This is a genomic window from Sphingopyxis sp. H050 (genome assembly GCF_001468265.1).
In the GTDB taxonomy this organism is placed as follows: domain Bacteria; phylum Pseudomonadota; class Alphaproteobacteria; order Sphingomonadales; family Sphingomonadaceae; genus Sphingopyxis.
Window position 1 is genome coordinate 112601 of sequence record NZ_LNRZ01000006.1, and the last position, 15732, is coordinate 128332.

Consider the following 15732-nt stretch of genomic DNA (forward strand, 5'->3'; position numbering starts at 1 on the left):
CCATCGCGCGCCCTCCCATCGAGGAAATGGGGCGTGGCGCAGTTCTGTCCACCCCGGCTGTTGCATCAGAAGCCGCCGTAGCTTGCAAATGGCGCGACCGATGGTCATCGGCGGATCATCGGCCTTGGACGCATGTCGTTCGGCGACAGGGAACGCTCATGCCAGCGACTGCGGACGATCGCCGCTGGACAAAAGACCCGTCATGTTGTGCGGATCGATCACGAACTTCTTCGGCGACCCGTCCTGGAAGATCTTATAGGCGTCGACCGCCCCTTCCAGCGGGATCACCTCGGTATTCAGCAGCGGTGTCAGGTACGGCATGCGGTCCCAAAGGATCGCCATCATCAACTCGCGATTATAGCGCATCACGGGGCACTGGCCGGCGGTGAAGGTCGGCGACTTCACCCATGCAGCGGGAAAGCCGAGCGCCATCAGACCCTGCTTGTTGAGCTCGGTCGGTGCGCCGGGGTCCTGACTGGTGTAGACCCCCGGGATACCCATCGCCCCGGCGGGCCGGATCACCTCCATCATCGTGTTGATGACGGCCTCCTCGACGTTGTGCGAGCAGCCGTCCGGCCCGTTGCCGTGGCATTCGAGCCCGACGCAATCGACCGCCGCATCGACCCAGCGCGAGCCGGTGCCGAGGATGGCTTCGATCTGGTCGGCGACGGGGGTAGCGCTCGCCGGGTCGACGACTTCGTAGCCCGCCTGCGCGACCAGTTCGCGCCGGGCCGGGTTGGAATCGCCGACGATGATGCAGGACGCGCCGAGCAGCTGCGCGCTCGCGGCTGCGCAGCGGCCGACCGGCCCGGCGCCCGCAATATAGACGGTGGAGCCGGTTCCCACGCGCGCCTCGACGCAGCCATGATAGCCGGTGGGCAGGATGTCGGAGAGCAGGGTGAGATCCCTGATCTTCTCGATCGCCTGATCGCGATCGGGGAAGCGCAGCAACTGGAAGTCGGCCCAGGGCACCAGCATATATTCGGCCTGGCCGCCCTGCCACCCCCCCAGATTGAAGCCGTACGCGCCGCAGAAGCCGAGTTCCTCATTTGCGTTGAGGCAGACCTCGGTATGCCGTTCCCGGCAGTTGCGGCACGTGCCGCAGGAAACGTTGAACGGCACGGAGCAGATATCGCCGACCTTGACGCGCTCGACATGCGAGCCGACCTCCACCACCTCGCCGGTATTCTCATGGCCCATCAGCATGCCTGCGGGGGCAGCGAAGCGGCCGTTATAGATGTGCAGATCGCTGCCGCAGATGTTCGTCGTCACGATCTTGAGGATGACGGCGTGCTTGATCTTCCTGCCCTGCGGGTCCTGAAGCTTCGGATAATCCTGTTCCTGGAGCGCCATCTTGTGGGGTTCCAGGAACGTGATGGCGCGATTGGCTGTTGGCATGTTGAACTCCCGGTTCTCGCATGATGCCCGCTACGATCGAGAATAGGCGGCGGGGCTCCGCGCGCGTTGACGGTTGTCAATGGGGATGTCGCGTCCGGCCAATCGCCACGCGATCGAATGGCGGGATTAGGGTCGGTCGGGTGACACGCTGAAGGTCAGCTATCGCGCGCCCAGCCGTGATTACCGGGCGATTACTCGACCCTCGCCTGCCGCTTACCTGGACAGATTCCGATACTATAATCAATGTCTTGCAGAAGGTATGGCACGTCCGTCACCGGCGCACGTCCTGATCCGCACAAACAAATGGGGCGGCCTCGTTATGGGGGCCGCCCCAGTTAGTGGGGTCCGTCGGGAGAGAGGGAGAGGACGGACCGGAGATTGGTGTCTTAGGCTGGTCGCTTGTCAGCGCGAGGCCATCTGGCTGTCGGTTTCGACTTCGGCGACGCCGGCAACCTTCAGGGCAGCGCGGAACTGCTTGGCCGCGGCGCGTTCGTTGCCGGCCTGGCAGAGCTTCTTGCCGGTCGAGACGAAGCGCTTCGCGCTCGACTTCTGGCCGGCGCTCGCGCCTTCGGCAGCGGTGCTGGCCTGATCGGCGAGACCCGCGCAACGATAGTCGCCGCTCTGGGCATAGGCCGGGGTGGCGGTGGCCATCAGGCCGGTGAAAGCGAGAGCCGAAGCCGCGACGATCGCGAAAGCGGCGGGGAAGCGGCGGAAAGAGGAGAGCTGAGTGGTCATGGGAGAGGTTTCCTTTCGTTTCGTTGTGCAACCTTTCTAGTTGCTGTTGCGCACATAGATAATCCTCTATAATCTGCAAGTGCTTTGAAGCAGGATTTAACAATCCCTCATGGGGCGCTCGACGGGATCGAAGCCTTTCTGCGCGTTGCGGAAAGGCGCAGCTTTTCCGCCGCCGCATCCGATCTCGGCGTCTCACCCTCGGCGATCAGCCAGACCATCAAGGCGCTGGAGGCGCGCATCGGCGCGCCGCTGTTCATGCGCACCACGCGCAGCGTCGGCCTGACGCAGGCGGGCGAGATGTTCCTCGAACGCGCCGCCCCGGCCTATTCGGGGATCGCCGACGCCTATGAGGCGGCGCGCAACCTGGGCAACCGCCCCGCCGGGCGGCTGCGTATCAACCTGATGCGCGGCGCGGTGCAGCCGCTGTTCGAGCCGATCATCGCCGGCTTTTGCGAAGCCTATCCCGAAATCGAGCTGGAGATTTACGCCGACGACGCCTTGTCGGACCTCAGCGCCGGCGGCTTCGACGCCGGGGTGCGGATGGGCGAATCGCTCGATGCCGATGTCATCGCGGTGCGCCTGACCGGCCCGTTCCGCTTCGTCGTCGCGGGCACCCCCGCCTATTTCGAGAAATATGGCCGGCCCGAGACGCCGGAGGATCTGCGGGGCCATCGCTGTGTGCGCTTCCGCCTCGCGTCGGGCGGGCTGATGCCATGGACCTTCGAAAAGGGGAACCGCGAGTTCGACGTCTCGGTCACCGGCCCGGTGATCGTCAACGACTGGATCGCGGCGACCGTCGCGATGCGCAGCGGGATCGCGATGATCATGACCGCCGAACCCGTCGCCAAGGCGATGGTCGAAGCCGGCGAGGTCGAACTGGTGCTCACCGAATTCGCCGGATCGACCTCGGGCCTGTTCCTCTATTACCCCAGCCGCAAGCAGGTGATGCCCAAGCTGCGCGCCTTCATCGACTATGTTCGCGAATTTTTACCCGACAATGTAACGGGATAGAGGAACCCTCCCGGCGCAGAAACAATTCCCTTGGCAGCCAGCAGAAAAATTGCGCTGGCGCTTTCACCGAAAAGGCGGCAGCCGGTTCTCAATTAAAATGCTTGGGATGTAGATATGTTCGATCTGGCGGCGCTGGACCCCTCTTCGCTTTTACCCTTCATCCTGATCGGTTTCGCAGCGCAGCTCGTCGACGGCGCGCTGGGCATGGCGTTCGGCGTCATCTGCAACACGCTGCTGGTCGCGGTGATGGGCGTCCCGCCCGCGCAAGCCTCCGCCCGCATCCATGTCGTCGAAGTGTTCACGACCGCCGTGTCGGGGATCAGCCACCTGATCCACCGCAACATCGAATGGCCGCTGTTCTGGAAGCTGCTCATCCCGGGGGTGATCGGCGGGGTGCTTGGCGCCTATGTGCTGACCTCGCTCCACAGCGACGTCGTCAAACCCTTCGTCCTCGGCTATCTGGTCCTGATCGGCATCTGGCTGCTCGTTCGCGGGCTGCTCTATCCGCCGAAGGTGCAGAAACCGACGGTCATCGCGCCGCTCGGCCTGATTGGCGGTTTTCTCGATGCGGCGGGCGGCGGCGGCTGGGGCCCCGTGGTGACCTCGAACCTGCTCGTCCAGGGCGCCGAGCCGCGCAAGGTCGTCGGCACGGTGAACAGCGTCGAATTCTTTCTGACGCTGACGGTCTCGGCGACCTTCATCTATCATCTGGGGTTGGCGCAGATTGCGGGTGCGACTTTGGGCCTGCTGATCGGCGGCGTGATCGCGGCGCCGCTGGGCGCGTTCATGGCGAAGCGTTTCTCGGTCAAGCTGATGCTGACGCTGGTCGGCGTGGTGCTGACGGCGACGAGCGCGTTCGGGCTGTACCGGGCGGTGTTGTGATATCCGCCTGACGGCCGGTTTCGACTGATTGCTGCCAAAGCTGACATGTTCCCCGGCGAAAGCCGGGGCCCAGAGCGTTATCGCGCTGCCGCTGGTTCCATCTCTCCCTGGACCCCGGCTTTCGCCGGGGAACCCAAAGGGGAGCTTCCCACCCTAATGCAGCCAATTCAATTGGCGGGCTTGGTCTCGTCGATCTTGTCGACCCATTCGGGATAGAAGCTCGGCTCGCGCGCCGACCAGCCGGGGGCGGTCGCGGCGGCTTCGCTGATCGACTGGAGCAGCAGCTTGCGCTTGTCGGGGTGGAGGTGCGGCAGCGACGCCGCGGCGCAGAAGGCGCCGGGGAGCCACGGCCGCGCATGCGCGCCGAGCAGCCGTTCGTACAGGAAGCGATAGGGCGCGAAGGCGTGAAGCCGGTCCTGCCCGAGGTCGAAGGCCGATACCGCGACGAGCGGCGCCATGAAGCCCTCGAGCGCGTCGAGGCCGCTGTCGTCGGGGATATGGGCGCGGATTTCGGGAATGCGCTGATAGACCTTGGCCTGCACGCGGATCGCGGTTTCCTCGACCATGTCGCGCGACCAGCGGGCGATCGCGTCGTCGCGATCGAGCCCGATGTCGAGCGAGCGGCGGATGTAGCGCTGCGTCGCGGCGGGGAAGCCCGCAAATTCCTTGATCTCCGAGATGGACAGGTCGCCTGCGGCCGGTCCTGAACGCGTCGCCATGGTCATGCTCCCGCACGGCGCCCAGGGAGCCATCCCCCCGGAGGCCTGCATCCGACAATCTGCCACGAAAAGGGTTAGTGGCAGGTTAACCATGCGGTCGGGGATCGTTCAGCATCGTGTCGGGCGTTGCGCGTGTCCGCGACCGGGCCTAATCAGCGTGTCGTGAAATCATAAGACACGCAGGACCACCATGTCGCACACACCGCAGCCGGTTATTTCCGCAACCGGCCTTTTCACCCCCGCCGAACGCATCTCCAACGAAGAACTTGTCGCCAGTTTTAACCAGTATGTTGCGCTGCACAATAGGGAAAATGCGGCCGCCATTGCATCGGGCGAAGTTGCCGAACTTGCTGAATCGAGCGTCGAATTCATCGAGAAGGCGAGCGGCATCGGATCGCGCTTCGTCGTCGACAAGGCCGGCATTCTCGACCCCGAACATATGGCGCCGCGGATCGCCGAACGCGGCAATGACGAAATCTCGATCCTTGCGGAGATCGGCGTTGCAGCGGCGAAGGACGCGCTGGCGCGCGCCGGCCGCGACGCCGCGGACGTCGACGCCGTGCTGTGCGCCGCGTCGAACATGCAGCGCCCTTACCCGGCGATGGCGGTCGAGATTCAGGATGCGCTGGGCATCGACGGCTTCGGCTTCGACATGAACGTCGCCTGCTCGTCGGCGACCTTCGGCATCCAGACCGCCGCCGATTATATCCGCGCGGGGCATGCGAAGAGCGTGCTCGTCGTGAACCCCGAAATCTGTTCGGGGCACCTCAACTGGCGCGACCGCGACAGCCATTTCATCTTCGGCGATGTCGCGACCGCGATCCTGGTCGAGGACAAGAGTATCGCGCCGGCGGGGCATTGGGACATTCTGGGCACCAAGCTGAAGACGCAATTCTCGAACAACATCCGCAACAATTTCGGATTCCTCAACCGCGGCCATGGCGGGATCGACCAGTCGGGGCCGAAGAGCGACAAGCTTTTCGTCCAGGAGGGCCGCAAGGTGTTCAAGGAAGTCGTGCCGTGGGTTGCGAACCTGATCGTCGAGCAGATGGAGCTACTGGGCCTCGAAGGCGCCGACATGCGGCGGCTGTGGCTGCACCAGGCGAACACCAACATGAACCGGTTGATCGCGCAGCGCGTGCTGGGGCATGAAGCAAGCGAGGACGAGAGCCCGACGGTGCTCGACACCTATGGCAACACGTCGAGCGCGGGGTCGATCATCGCCTTCCACCTCCACCATGAGGATCTGGCGGCGGGCGAGACCGGGCTGATCTGCTCTTTCGGGGCGGGCTATAGCGCGGGGACGGTGTTCGTTCGGAGGACCTGAGCGAGCCGGAGGCGCTGGCTGGATTTGTTTCGCGCGAAGACGCGAAGACGCGAAGAGGGCGTGTTCGCCGCGAAGCGGCTTTCCCATTCAAGTCGCATGGAGGATACAGGGCCTATCGGCCCAAACTTCCTTCTTCGCGTCTTCGCGTCTTCGCGCGAAATTTCTTCAAGGCCCTCCCACGAAGACCTCAGCCGCCGTTAAGGCACAAAGGTCGTGAACAGGTAAATCGCGAACAGCATCAGGTGGATCACCCCCTGCAGCACCGTGGTGCGGCCGTTGGCGAGCGTCTGGACCGACACGATCAGCGACAGGAACAAGAGCACGGTCGACTTGGCGTCGAGGCCGAGGCTGATCGGCAGGTCGGTGACGATCGACAGGATCGCGACCGCGGGAATCGTGAGGCCGATCGTCGCGAGCGCCGAGCCGAGCGCAAGGTTGAGGCTGGTCTGGAGCCGGTCGGCCTTTGCCGCGCGCACGGCCGCCAGCCCCTCGGGCGCGAGGATCAGCGCCGCGATCAGCACGCCGAGCACCGCGGGCGGGGCGCCCCACTCGGCCAGCAGCAGCCCCATCACCGGCGACAGCGTCTTGGCGAGCAACACCACGGCGAACAGGCTGGCTAGCAACAGCGCGCCCGAGATCGCGGTGCGCTGGACCGTCGGCGGCGCGGCATGGGTGTCGGGCTCGCCATCGCCATCGACGTCGGCGTCCGGCTCGGGCAGGAAATAGTCGCGATGCCGGACCGTCTGCACCAGCGCAAATGTGCCATAGAGGATGAGCGAAACGACCGCGACGAAGCCGAGCTGGGTCGCCGAATAAAAGGGCCCCGGCACGCTCGACGTGAAATTGGGGAGGACCAGTGTCACGACGGTGAGCACGGTCAAGGTCGCGAGTGCGGCGCCGATGCCGGTCCGCTGGAAGCGCTGCTCGTGATGGCGGATCGCGCCGCTCAAGAGGCAGAGCCCCATGAGCAGGTTCAGGATCACCATCACCGCGGCGAACACCGTATCGCGCGCGAGCGTCTGCGCCTTTTCGGGCTCGGCCTGCATCAGCGTCAGGATCAGCCCGACCTCGATCACCGTCACCGCGAGCGCGAGGATCAAAGTGCCGAAGGGCTCGCCGACGCGGTGGGCGATGACCTCGGCATGATGGACCGCCGCAACGACGGCGCCCATCAGGACGATCGCGACGAGCCAGGCGTTGAGCGGCATCGCGAAGCTGGCGAGCGCGGCGAGAAAGCCGAGGATCGGGAAGATATCGTTGGTGCGGTCGGCGAGGCGGAGTTTTTTGGTCATGCGACCGCTATTGCAGCCACGAACCTGCATGACCACCCCTCAACTCGTCATTCCGGCGAAGGCCGGAATCTCATCGGCGCAGGAAAACGCTGCGGCGAGATCCCGGCCTTCGCCGGGATGACTGACAGGGGCAGCTTTAATGCGCGCGGACGGGCAATCCGGCGGCGGCGAGGCGCGCGTGCGCCTCGGCGATCGTCGCTTCGCCGAAGTGGAAGATGCTGGCGGCGAGCACCGCGCTGGCATGACCTTCGACGACGCCGGCGACGAGATGGTCGAGATGGCCGACGCCGCCCGAGGCGATCACCGGCACGCTGACCGCATCGGCGATCGCGCGGGTGAGCATAAGGTCGTAGCCGTCCTTGGTGCCGTCGCGGTCCATGCTGGTGACGAGCAGTTCGCCCGCGCCGAGCGTGGCGAGACGCACGGCATGGTCGAGCGCGTCGATCCCGGTCGGCGTGCGCCCGCCATGGGTGAAGATTTCCCAGCGGCCCTCTTCGACGCGGCGCGCGTCGATGCTGCCGACCGCGCACTGGCTGCCGAAACGGTTGGCGATGTCGGCGACGAGTTCGGGCCGCGCGACCGCGGCGCTGTTGACTGCGACCTTGTCGGCGCCCGCGAGCAGCAGCGCGCGCGCATCCTCGGCGCTGCGCACGCCGCCGCCGACGGTGAGCGGCATGAAGCAGACTTCGGCGGTGCGGGCGACCATGTCGAGCAGGGTGCCGCGGCCTTGATGGCTGGCGCTGATGTCGAGGAAGCAGAGCTCGTCGGCGCCCGCGGCGTCATAGGCGCGCGCCGCCTCGACCGGATCGCCCGCATCGCGCAGGTCGACGAAATTCACGCCCTTGACGACGCGGCCGTCGGCGACGTCGAGGCAGGGAATGACGCGAACGCGGACGGTCATGGGCAGTCCCTCCCATGTTCCCCGGCGAAAGCCGGGGTCCAGAGCGTTGTGACGCGACGCGGGCCTTGTTGCGCCCTGGGCCCCGGCTTTCGCCGGGGAACGGAAAGCGCCAAGTCGCTCACGCCGTGCCTGCCGCGATAGCTTCAGCCAGATCGAGCCGGCCGTCGTAGAGCGCACGGCCGGTAATCACGCCCTCGATACCGTCCGCGACATGCGGACGCAGCGCATAGATATCATTGATATCCGCCACCCCGCCGCTGGCGATCACCGGAATGTCGACCGCCTTGGCCAGCGCCACCGTCGCCTCGACATTGCAGCCCTTGAGCAGCCCGTCGCGGCCGACGTCGGTGAAGAGGAGCGCGGCGACCCCCGCATCCTCGAACCGCCGCGCCATATCCTCGACGCGCACGTCGGAGACATCGGCCCAGCCCTCGGTCGCGACCATGCCATCGCGGGCATCGACGCCGACCACGATCCGACCCGGAAGGTCGCGCGCGGCGGATTTGACGAATGCGGGGTCTTTCAGCGCCGCGGTGCCGATGATCACGCGCTCGACGCCGAGCGCGAGCCAGCGGTCGACGCCGGCGCGATCGCGGATGCCGCCGCCGACCTGCACCTCGCCCGGAAAGGCCGCGATGATACTCTCGACCGCCGCGCCGTTGACGCTGGCGCCCGCGAAGGCGCCGTCGAGATCGACGACATGGAGGTGGCTCGCACCCGCATCCGCGAACAGCCGCGCCTGCGCCGCCGGGTCATCGCCATAGACGGTCGCGCGCGCCATATCGCCCTCGGCGAGCCGCACGACCTGCCCGCCCTTGAGGTCGATTGCGGGGAAGAGGATCAGGGGCGCCACGTCAGGAACCTTTCGAGCGTCGCGAGGCCGTAGGCTTGGCTTTTTTCGGGGTGGAACTGGACGCCGAGGATGTTGTCCTTCGCGACCGCGGCAGTGAAGGTCGCGCCGTGGCTGCTGGTGGCGGCGACAGCGGCGGCGTCGGCGAAATGATAGCCGTGGAGGAAATAGGCCTCGCCCGCGGCAATCACGGGGTGACGGGCGACCGGCACGACGTCATTCCAGCCCATGTGCGGGATGCGGAGGCCGGGTTGCGGATCAAAGGCGCGCACCGTCCCGCCGATCCAGCCGAGCCCCTTGTGCGTGCCATGCTCCTCGCCCGCGTCGGCGAGCAATTGCATGCCGACGCAGATGCCGAGGAAAGGCGCGCCCTCGCCGCGCACGCGCCGCTCCATCGCCTCGATCAGGCCAGGGATCGCCGAGAGGCCGTTCATGCAAGCGGCGAACGCCCCGACGCCGGGCAGGACGATGCGGTCGGCCTTGGCGACGACATCGGGATCGGCGGTGACGGCGACATTGTCAGCGCCCGCCGCGACGAGCGCATTATGCACCGAGCGGAGATTGCCCGCGCCATAATCGATCAGGGCAATCACGCTCATGGACGGCTCCTAGAGCACACCCTTCGTGCTGGGGATCGCGTCGCCCTTGCGCGGGTCGATTTCGACCGCCTGGCGCAGCGCGCGGGCCAGCGCCTTGTACATGCTCTCGGCGATATGGTGGTTGTTCTCGCCGTACAGCGTCTCGATGTGCAGCGTGATGCCAGCCGCCTGCGCGAAGCTGTGGAACCAGTGCGGGAACATCTCGGTGTCCATCTCGCCGAGGCGCGGCTGCGAGAAGCCGGACTTGTAAACGCAGTGCGGGCGCCCCGAAATGTCGAGCACGCAGCGCGTCAGCGTCTCGTCCATCGGCGCGTGCGCCTCGCCGTAGCGCGCGATGCCGCGCTTGTCGCCGAGCGCCTTCGCTACCGCCTCGCCGAGCGCGAGCGCGCTGTCCTCGACCGTGTGATGCTGGTCGATGTGGAGGTCGCCCTTCACCTGCATCGCAATGTCGATCAGCGAGTGGCGCGACAATTGCTCGACCATATGGTCGAGGAAACCGATGCCGGTGGACACCGAATAATCGCCGGTTCCGTCGAGATTGACGGTGATCGCGATATCCGTTTCCTTGGTCGTGCGCTGGACGGTGGCGGTTCGCATGGCCGACCCCATAGAGCCATTTTTTCGCGGCGCAAGGAGACTCTCCCCCCTTGACCCTCGCCCGCGCGGCGTTCATCCCCCGCGGATGAGTGACGATGTTCGCGACAGCCTGATTCCCTATGACGAAATCGTGCAGGACGCGCTGCGCGCCGTGGTCGGCCGGGTGCTGAGCCAGATCGAGGGGCACGACAGCCTGCCCGGCGAGCATCATTTCTATATCACCTTCAAGACGCAGGCGCCGGGCGTCGACATCCCCGCGCACCTGATCGCCAAATTCCCCGACGAAATGACGATCGTCCTCCAGAACCGTTTCTGGGACCTGACCGTCGAAGACGATCATTTCGCGGTCGGCCTGTCGTTCAACCAGACCCCGTCGATGCTTACGATCCCCTATGCGGCGATCACCGCCTTCGTCGATCCGTCGGTCGATTTCGGCCTGCAGTTCCAGGTCAGCGACGACGATATGGAAGAGCCGGAGCGGCACGACGAAGCCGACAACGACCGTCCCGAGGTGTTGACCGAAGACGGGTCGAACGTCGTGACCGTGGATTTCGGCAAGAAAAAGTAGCGCCGTGGCTCCGCCATGGCCTCCCAGCCGTTTCTGGCAATATTGGGCTCTTGCAGGGATGCTCGTCCTGACCGCCGCCTTCTGGTGGGGGGTCGAGGGCTATGCCGTGTTCGAGGGCGGCTATGCTCGCAGCCAGATAGCCGACGGCCTGCTGCGCTTCAGCCTGCTGATCCTGACCCCTGCGCTCGTGCTGATCTGGCTCGCCGCCGCCTGGCTTCGCCGCCGGGTCGGCGAGGGCGGCTATTGGCAGATGCTCGGCCTGGTCGCGATGATCTGGGCCAGTTCGGTGCTGGCGACGAGGATGCTGCTGGGATGAGCACAAGAATCGAAAGCGACAGCATCGGCGAGATCGAGGTTCCGGCCGAGGCCTATTGGGGCGCGCAGACCGAGCGTAGCCGGCATAATTTCGCCTTCCCGGCGCACGAGCGCATGCCGTTGCCGATCGTCCACGCGCTCGCGCGGATCAAGGGCGCGGCGGCGCGGGTCAACCGGAACCACGGACTCGACGCCGGGCTCGCCGATGCGATCGCGGCCGCCGCCGACGCCGTCGTCGCGGGCGAATATGACGACCAGTTCCCGCTTACGATCTGGCAGACGGGCAGCGGCACGCAGTCGAACATGAACGCGAACGAAGTGATTGCGGGGATCGCCAACGAAAGGCTGGCGGGCACGCGCGGCGGCAAGGCGCCGGTCCACCCGAACGATCATGTCAACATGGGCCAGTCGTCGAACGACAGCTTTCCGACCGCGCTGCACGTCGCCGTTGCGGTCGAAACGACGGCTCGCCTGCTGCCCGCCCTCGCCGCGCTGACCGACGCGCTCGATGCCAAGGCGCGCGCGTGGAGCGATATCGTCAAGATCGGCCGCACGCACCTTCAGGACGCGACGCCGCTGACCCTGGGGCAGGAATTTTCGGGCTATGTCGCGCAATTGATCGCGTGCCGGGCGCGGATCGAAGGCGCGCTGGCGCACAATGTCTGCAAGCTCGCGCAGGGCGGCACCGCGGTCGGGACCGGGCTGAACGCGCCCGCGGGCTTCGACGCCGCGATGGCCGCCGAATTGTCGCGCAGCACCGGCATCGCGTTCGAACCCGCGCGCAACAAGTTCGAGGCGCTGGCGTCGAACGACGGGCTCGTCTTCTTCTCGGGCGCGCTCAATACGCTCGCCGTCGCACTCACCAAGATCGCCAACGACATCCGACTCCTGGGATCGGGCCCGCGCGCGGGCTTCGGCGAGCTTGAGCTGCCCGCGAACGAGCCCGGCAGCTCGATCATGCCGGGCAAGGTCAACCCGACGCAGTGCGAGATGCTGACGATGGTCGCGGCGCAGGTGATCGGCAATCACCAGGCGGTGACCGTCGGCGGGCTGCAGGGGCATCTGGAGCTCAACGTCTTCAAGCCGCTGATCGGATCGAATGTGCTGCGCTCGATCGAGCTGCTCGCGATCGGCATGGCGGGCTTTACCGAGCATTGCGTCGCCGGGATCGAGCCCAATCGGGCGCGGATCGACGAGTTGATGAGCCGTTCGCTGATGCTCGTCACTGCGCTCGCGCCCGAGATCGGGTACGACAAGGCGGCGAAGATCGCGAAACACGCGCATGAGACCGGATCGACCTTGCGCGACGCCGCGCTCGACCTGGGCTATGTCGATGGCGAAACCTTCGACCGCCTGGTCGATCCGCGCACGATGTTGGGGCCGGAACCGCAGGCCCCTTCCGGGCATTGATAGGGACGAAGGAGATGAAGATGATCGGTCGGATCGTTGGCGGCGTCCTCGGTGGCGCCATTGGACGCCAGAAGGGCAATCACGGCATTGCCGGCGCGGTGATCGGCGCGGGCACGCTGTTCGCTGCACGGCGTGTGTTCCCGCAGCGTTATGCGGTCTTCGCGGCGACCGCAGCCGCGGCCTATCTCACGAAGAAATGGGCCGACCGCGCCGAGGCGCGTGAAGCCGCGCGCGAGGCGCATGCGATCGATCCGAAGCTGGCGCAGGAAGGCGTGGTCGATACCTATGCCGGCACGGCGGTCGCGCCCACCGACGGTCAGGCGATCGGCGATGCCCTGCCGCCCTCGATCCCGAGCGAGGGCAATGGGCGCAGTTCGGCGATCCACTAATTTTCACCCTCGTCATCCCGGCGAAGGCCGGGATCTGGACGGCTGATCGCTACGCACTTCCGAGATTCCGGTCGTTACCGGAATGACCAGAGGTAGATTTAACCGCCCGCCTGCCACTCCTTCACCGCCTCGATCGGCGACACCAGCATCAGCACGTTGAGCGTCAGATTGTCGCGGATCGTCCACAGCGTGAACAGCTCGAAGGCGATGGCGAGCAAGAGGGTCACCCACCAGCGCATCTTGCTGGCGGCGAGGAAGCCGAGGATCATGAAGCCGGTGTCGCTGACCGAATTGACGATCGAATCGCCCGAATAGCCGAAGGCCATCGTCACTTCGCGGTAACGGTCGATGATGATCGGCGAATTTTCGAGGATTTCCCACGCGCCCTCGATTCCGATCGCGATGGCGAGCGCGGCCCACAAGGGCCGCGAGGGCATCGCCCAGCGCGTCAGCCCATAGAAGATGAAGCCGTGGATGACGTGGCTGAAGCTGTACCAATCCGAAATCTGCTGGCTGTTCTGGTTCGACTGGACGGTGCCGTGCCAGAGGCTGACCGTGCCGCAGGGACAGATCGGCGGGCGGCCCATCGCGAACAGGATCGCGGTCAGCAGCGCGAGCAGCGCCGCGACGACGATCCAGCCCGTTCGTGAAATCCCCGCCATATGTCTCCCCCTTGACCGCCGCCTTCACCCGCGCGAATAGCGCGCATGGCTGATAGCGTCCATCTGAACCGCCGCGGCGTGTTGTTCGTCCTCTCCTCGCCCTCGGGTGCAGGCAAGACCACCATCTCGCGCATGATGCTCGACGCCGACAAGGATATCGCGCTCTCGATCTCCGCGACCACCCGCCCGCCCCGCCCCGGCGAGATCGACGGGGTCCATTATCATTTCGTCGACACCGAGACGTTCAAGAAGATGGCGGCCGACGGCGAGTTCCTCGAATGGGCGCATGTCTTCGGCCACCGCTACGGCACCCCACGCGCGCCGGTCGAGGAACTGCTCGCCGCGGGCAAGGATGTGCTGTTCGACATCGACTGGCAGGGCGCGCAGCAGCTCTATCAGGAAGCGGGGCCCGACGTCGTGCGCGTCTTCGTGCTGCCGCCGACGATGGAAGAACTCGAACGCCGCCTGCGGTCGCGCAAGACCGACAGCGACGAAGTCATCGCCGCGCGCATGGAGCGCGCCGCGAACGAGATCAGCCATTGGGACGGATACGACTATGTGCTGATCAACGACAATGTCGAAGGCTGTTTCGACGAGGTCCGCGCGATCCTGCGCGCCGAACGATTGAAGCGGCGGCGCCAGATCGGGCTGATCGGCTTCGCGCGCGACCTGATCCGGTCGGTGCCGGATGCGGACAAAAAACTGTAGATTGCGATCCTAAAATTCCGTTCGTGCTGAGCTTGTCGAAGCACTGTTCTTCTCTTTGCGATCGCGAAAGAAAAACGGCCCTTCGACAAGCTCAGGGCGAACGGTTGAGGGGACGGTCCATACTCTAAAATGGCTTCGCCAGCTTCTGCTCCAATTCGGCCACCATCTCCGCGCGGAGCGGTTTCGCCTGCCCGTCGGTGCGGCATACAACAACCGTGTCGCAGGTCGCGATGCAGCGGCCGTTCTGGAACATCGCCTGGACGATCGTCCAGCTCGAGGTGCCGAGGCGGCCGATGCCCGTCGCGATCTGGACCGGATCGGGGAAATTGCCCTCGGCGAGGTAATTGATCTCGACCGCGGCGACCATCGTGCGCTCGTTCGCGGGGCGCTCGGTCCAAGGACGGATTTCGCGGTTCAGCAACACGCGGCCGCTCTCGAACAGGACGGCAAAGGCCACATTGTTGAGGTGGCCGTTGATGTCCATGTCCTGGAAACGCGTCTGGAAATCGATGCAGACGGGGTAGCTGGCGGCGTCGAGCCGCCAGCTTTCCGGTTTCGCCATATCAGCGCGGACCCATGCGGATGCCGCCGTCGAGGCGGACGTCCTCGCCGTTGAAATAGCCGTTTTCGATCATGCAGAGCGCGAGATTGGCATATTCGGCTGGGTTGCCGAGGCGCTTCGGGTTGAGCACCGAGGCGCCCAATGCATCGCGGACATTCTGCGGCGCGCCCGCAAGCAGCGGGGTGTCGAAGATACCGGGCAGGATCGTGTTGACGCGGATATTCTCCGCCGCAAGGTCGCGCGCGATTGGCAGGGTCATGCCGACGACGCCGCCCTTCGACGCCGAATAGGCCGCCTGGCCGATCTGGCCGTCCTCGGCCGCGACGCTCGCGGTATTGACGATCGCGCCGCGGTCGCCGTCTTCGGTGGGGTCGAGCGTCATCATCCCCGCCGCCGACTTGGCGATGCAGCGGAAGGTGCCGACGAGGTTGATCTGGATGATCCAGTTGAACGCATCGAGCGGGAAATGCTTGATGCTGCCGTCTTCCTTGCTGCGGCTCGCGGTCTTGATCGCGTTGCCGGTGCCCGCGCAGTTGACGAGGATGCGCTCCTGCCCGATCGCGGCGCGCGACTTGGCAAAGGCCGCATCGACCGAGGCGTCGTCGGTGACATTGCATTCGCAGAACACGCCGCCGAGTTCGGCCGCCAGCGCGGTGCCCTTTTCTTCCTGCAGGTCGAAGATCGCGACCTTGACGCCCTTGGCAGCGAGCGCGCGCGCGGTCGCGGCGCCGAGGCCCGAGGCGCCGCCGGTGACGACGGCGGATACAGTGGAATCGAGTTTCATATTGGATCCTTTCAGAAAAAAGC

19 protein-coding genes are annotated in these 15732 nt (G+C 65.7%); 8 read left to right on the top strand and 11 right to left on the bottom strand.

Features of this window, described 5'->3' with window-relative positions:
• Positions 1–156: 156 nt before the first annotated feature.
• Together ATE67_RS13470 and ATE67_RS13475 are read right to left on the bottom strand one after the other, a co-directional pair.
• Positions 157–1398, bottom strand: a complete 1242-nt coding sequence (locus tag ATE67_RS13470) for a glutathione-independent formaldehyde dehydrogenase (protein ID WP_058817202.1) — start codon at positions 1396–1398, stop codon at positions 157–159.
• A 402-nt stretch (positions 1399–1800) separates the two neighbouring features.
• Entirely contained in the window at positions 1801–2133 is a 333-nt protein-coding gene (locus ATE67_RS13475) for a hypothetical protein (protein WP_058817203.1), read from the bottom strand.
• An 84-nt stretch (positions 2134–2217) separates the two neighbouring features.
• Here ATE67_RS13475 and ATE67_RS13480 point away from each other — a divergent pair, with 84 nt between their 5' ends.
• Positions 2218–3144 carry a LysR family transcriptional regulator gene (locus ATE67_RS13480; RefSeq protein WP_058817204.1) on the top strand — a complete coding sequence of 309 codons (927 nt, stop codon included), beginning with the start codon at positions 2218–2220 and terminating at the stop codon, positions 3142–3144.
• A 114-nt stretch (positions 3145–3258) separates the two neighbouring features.
• A complete protein-coding gene (locus ATE67_RS13485) occupies positions 3259–4026 on the top strand; it encodes a sulfite exporter TauE/SafE family protein (protein ID WP_058817205.1) in 768 nt (255 codons plus the stop codon).
• A 167-nt stretch (positions 4027–4193) separates the two neighbouring features.
• On the opposite strand, the gene ATE67_RS13490 is transcribed toward ATE67_RS13485, so the two are convergent.
• Positions 4194–4745 carry a hypothetical protein gene (locus ATE67_RS13490; RefSeq protein WP_058817206.1) on the bottom strand — a complete coding sequence of 184 codons (552 nt, stop codon included), beginning with the start codon at positions 4743–4745 and terminating at the stop codon, positions 4194–4196.
• 190 nt (positions 4746–4935) lie between these two features.
• On the opposite strand from ATE67_RS13490, the gene ATE67_RS13495 reads away from it, so the two are divergent.
• A complete protein-coding gene (locus ATE67_RS13495; RefSeq protein WP_058817207.1) occupies positions 4936–6072 on the top strand; it encodes a beta-ketoacyl-ACP synthase III in 1137 nt (378 codons plus the stop codon).
• Positions 6073–6269: 197 nt separating this feature from the next.
• On the opposite strand, the gene ATE67_RS13500 is transcribed toward ATE67_RS13495, so the two are convergent.
• From ATE67_RS13500 to hisB, 5 genes are all read right to left on the bottom strand, one after another.
• The gene (locus ATE67_RS13500) at positions 6270–7364 is read right to left on the bottom strand and encodes a calcium:proton antiporter (protein ID WP_058817208.1); all 1095 of its coding nucleotides are present in this window, start codon (positions 7362–7364) and stop codon (positions 6270–6272) included.
• 136 nt (positions 7365–7500) lie between these two features.
• A complete protein-coding gene (gene hisF, locus ATE67_RS13505; RefSeq protein WP_058817209.1) occupies positions 7501–8265 on the bottom strand; it encodes an imidazole glycerol phosphate synthase subunit HisF in 765 nt (254 codons plus the stop codon).
• 118 nt (positions 8266–8383) lie between these two features.
• A complete protein-coding gene (gene hisA, locus ATE67_RS13510; protein WP_197411954.1) occupies positions 8384–9118 on the bottom strand; it encodes a 1-(5-phosphoribosyl)-5-[(5-phosphoribosylamino)methylideneamino]imidazole-4-carboxamide isomerase in 735 nt (244 codons plus the stop codon).
• Complete coding sequence (gene hisH, locus ATE67_RS13515) at positions 9106–9714, bottom strand: imidazole glycerol phosphate synthase subunit HisH (RefSeq protein WP_058817210.1); 609 nt, start codon at positions 9712–9714, stop codon at positions 9106–9108. The genes hisA and hisH overlap by 13 nt, the downstream gene beginning before the upstream one ends.
• Before the next feature lie 9 nt (positions 9715–9723).
• Positions 9724–10311, bottom strand: coding sequence for an imidazoleglycerol-phosphate dehydratase HisB (hisB, locus tag ATE67_RS13520; protein WP_058817409.1), 588 nt, complete (start codon positions 10309–10311; stop codon positions 9724–9726).
• Between the two features lie 85 nt (positions 10312–10396).
• Between hisB and ATE67_RS13525 the strand changes: the two genes are divergently transcribed.
• Genes ATE67_RS13525 through ATE67_RS13540 form a run of 4 tightly spaced genes read left to right on the top strand, consistent with a single transcriptional unit; the run spans position 10397 to position 12993 of the window.
• Positions 10397–10879 (top strand): SspB family protein, encoded by a 483-nt coding sequence (locus ATE67_RS13525; protein WP_058817211.1) that lies wholly within the window; start codon positions 10397–10399, stop codon positions 10877–10879.
• 4 nt (positions 10880–10883) lie between these two features.
• Positions 10884–11195, top strand: coding sequence for a hypothetical protein (locus ATE67_RS13530; protein WP_058817212.1), 312 nt, complete (start codon positions 10884–10886; stop codon positions 11193–11195).
• Complete coding sequence (gene fumC, locus ATE67_RS13535) at positions 11192–12604, top strand: class II fumarate hydratase (protein WP_058817213.1); 1413 nt, start codon at positions 11192–11194, stop codon at positions 12602–12604. Before ATE67_RS13530 ends, fumC begins: the two co-directional genes overlap by 4 nt.
• A 20-nt stretch (positions 12605–12624) precedes the next feature.
• On the top strand, positions 12625–12993 hold the full coding sequence (locus ATE67_RS13540) for a hypothetical protein (protein ID WP_231728161.1): 369 nt from the start codon (positions 12625–12627) through the stop codon (positions 12991–12993).
• A 98-nt stretch (positions 12994–13091) separates the two neighbouring features.
• Here ATE67_RS13540 and ATE67_RS13545 read toward each other — a convergent pair whose 3' ends face one another.
• A complete protein-coding gene (locus ATE67_RS13545; RefSeq protein ID WP_058817215.1) occupies positions 13092–13655 on the bottom strand; it encodes a DUF2585 domain-containing protein in 564 nt (187 codons plus the stop codon).
• Positions 13656–13700: 45 nt separating this feature from the next.
• Between ATE67_RS13545 and gmk the strand changes: the two genes are divergently transcribed.
• The gene (gene gmk / locus ATE67_RS13550) at positions 13701–14363 is read left to right on the top strand and encodes a guanylate kinase (protein ID WP_058817216.1); all 663 of its coding nucleotides are present in this window, start codon (positions 13701–13703) and stop codon (positions 14361–14363) included.
• 124 nt (positions 14364–14487) lie between these two features.
• On the opposite strand, the gene ATE67_RS13555 is transcribed toward gmk, so the two are convergent.
• Positions 14488–14925 carry an acyl-CoA thioesterase gene (locus tag ATE67_RS13555; protein WP_058817217.1) on the bottom strand — a complete coding sequence of 146 codons (438 nt, stop codon included), beginning with the start codon at positions 14923–14925 and terminating at the stop codon, positions 14488–14490.
• Between the two features lies 1 nt (position 14926).
• Entirely contained in the window at positions 14927–15709 is a 783-nt protein-coding gene (locus ATE67_RS13560) for an SDR family NAD(P)-dependent oxidoreductase (protein ID WP_058817218.1), read from the bottom strand.
• Positions 15710–15732 lie beyond the last annotated feature (23 nt).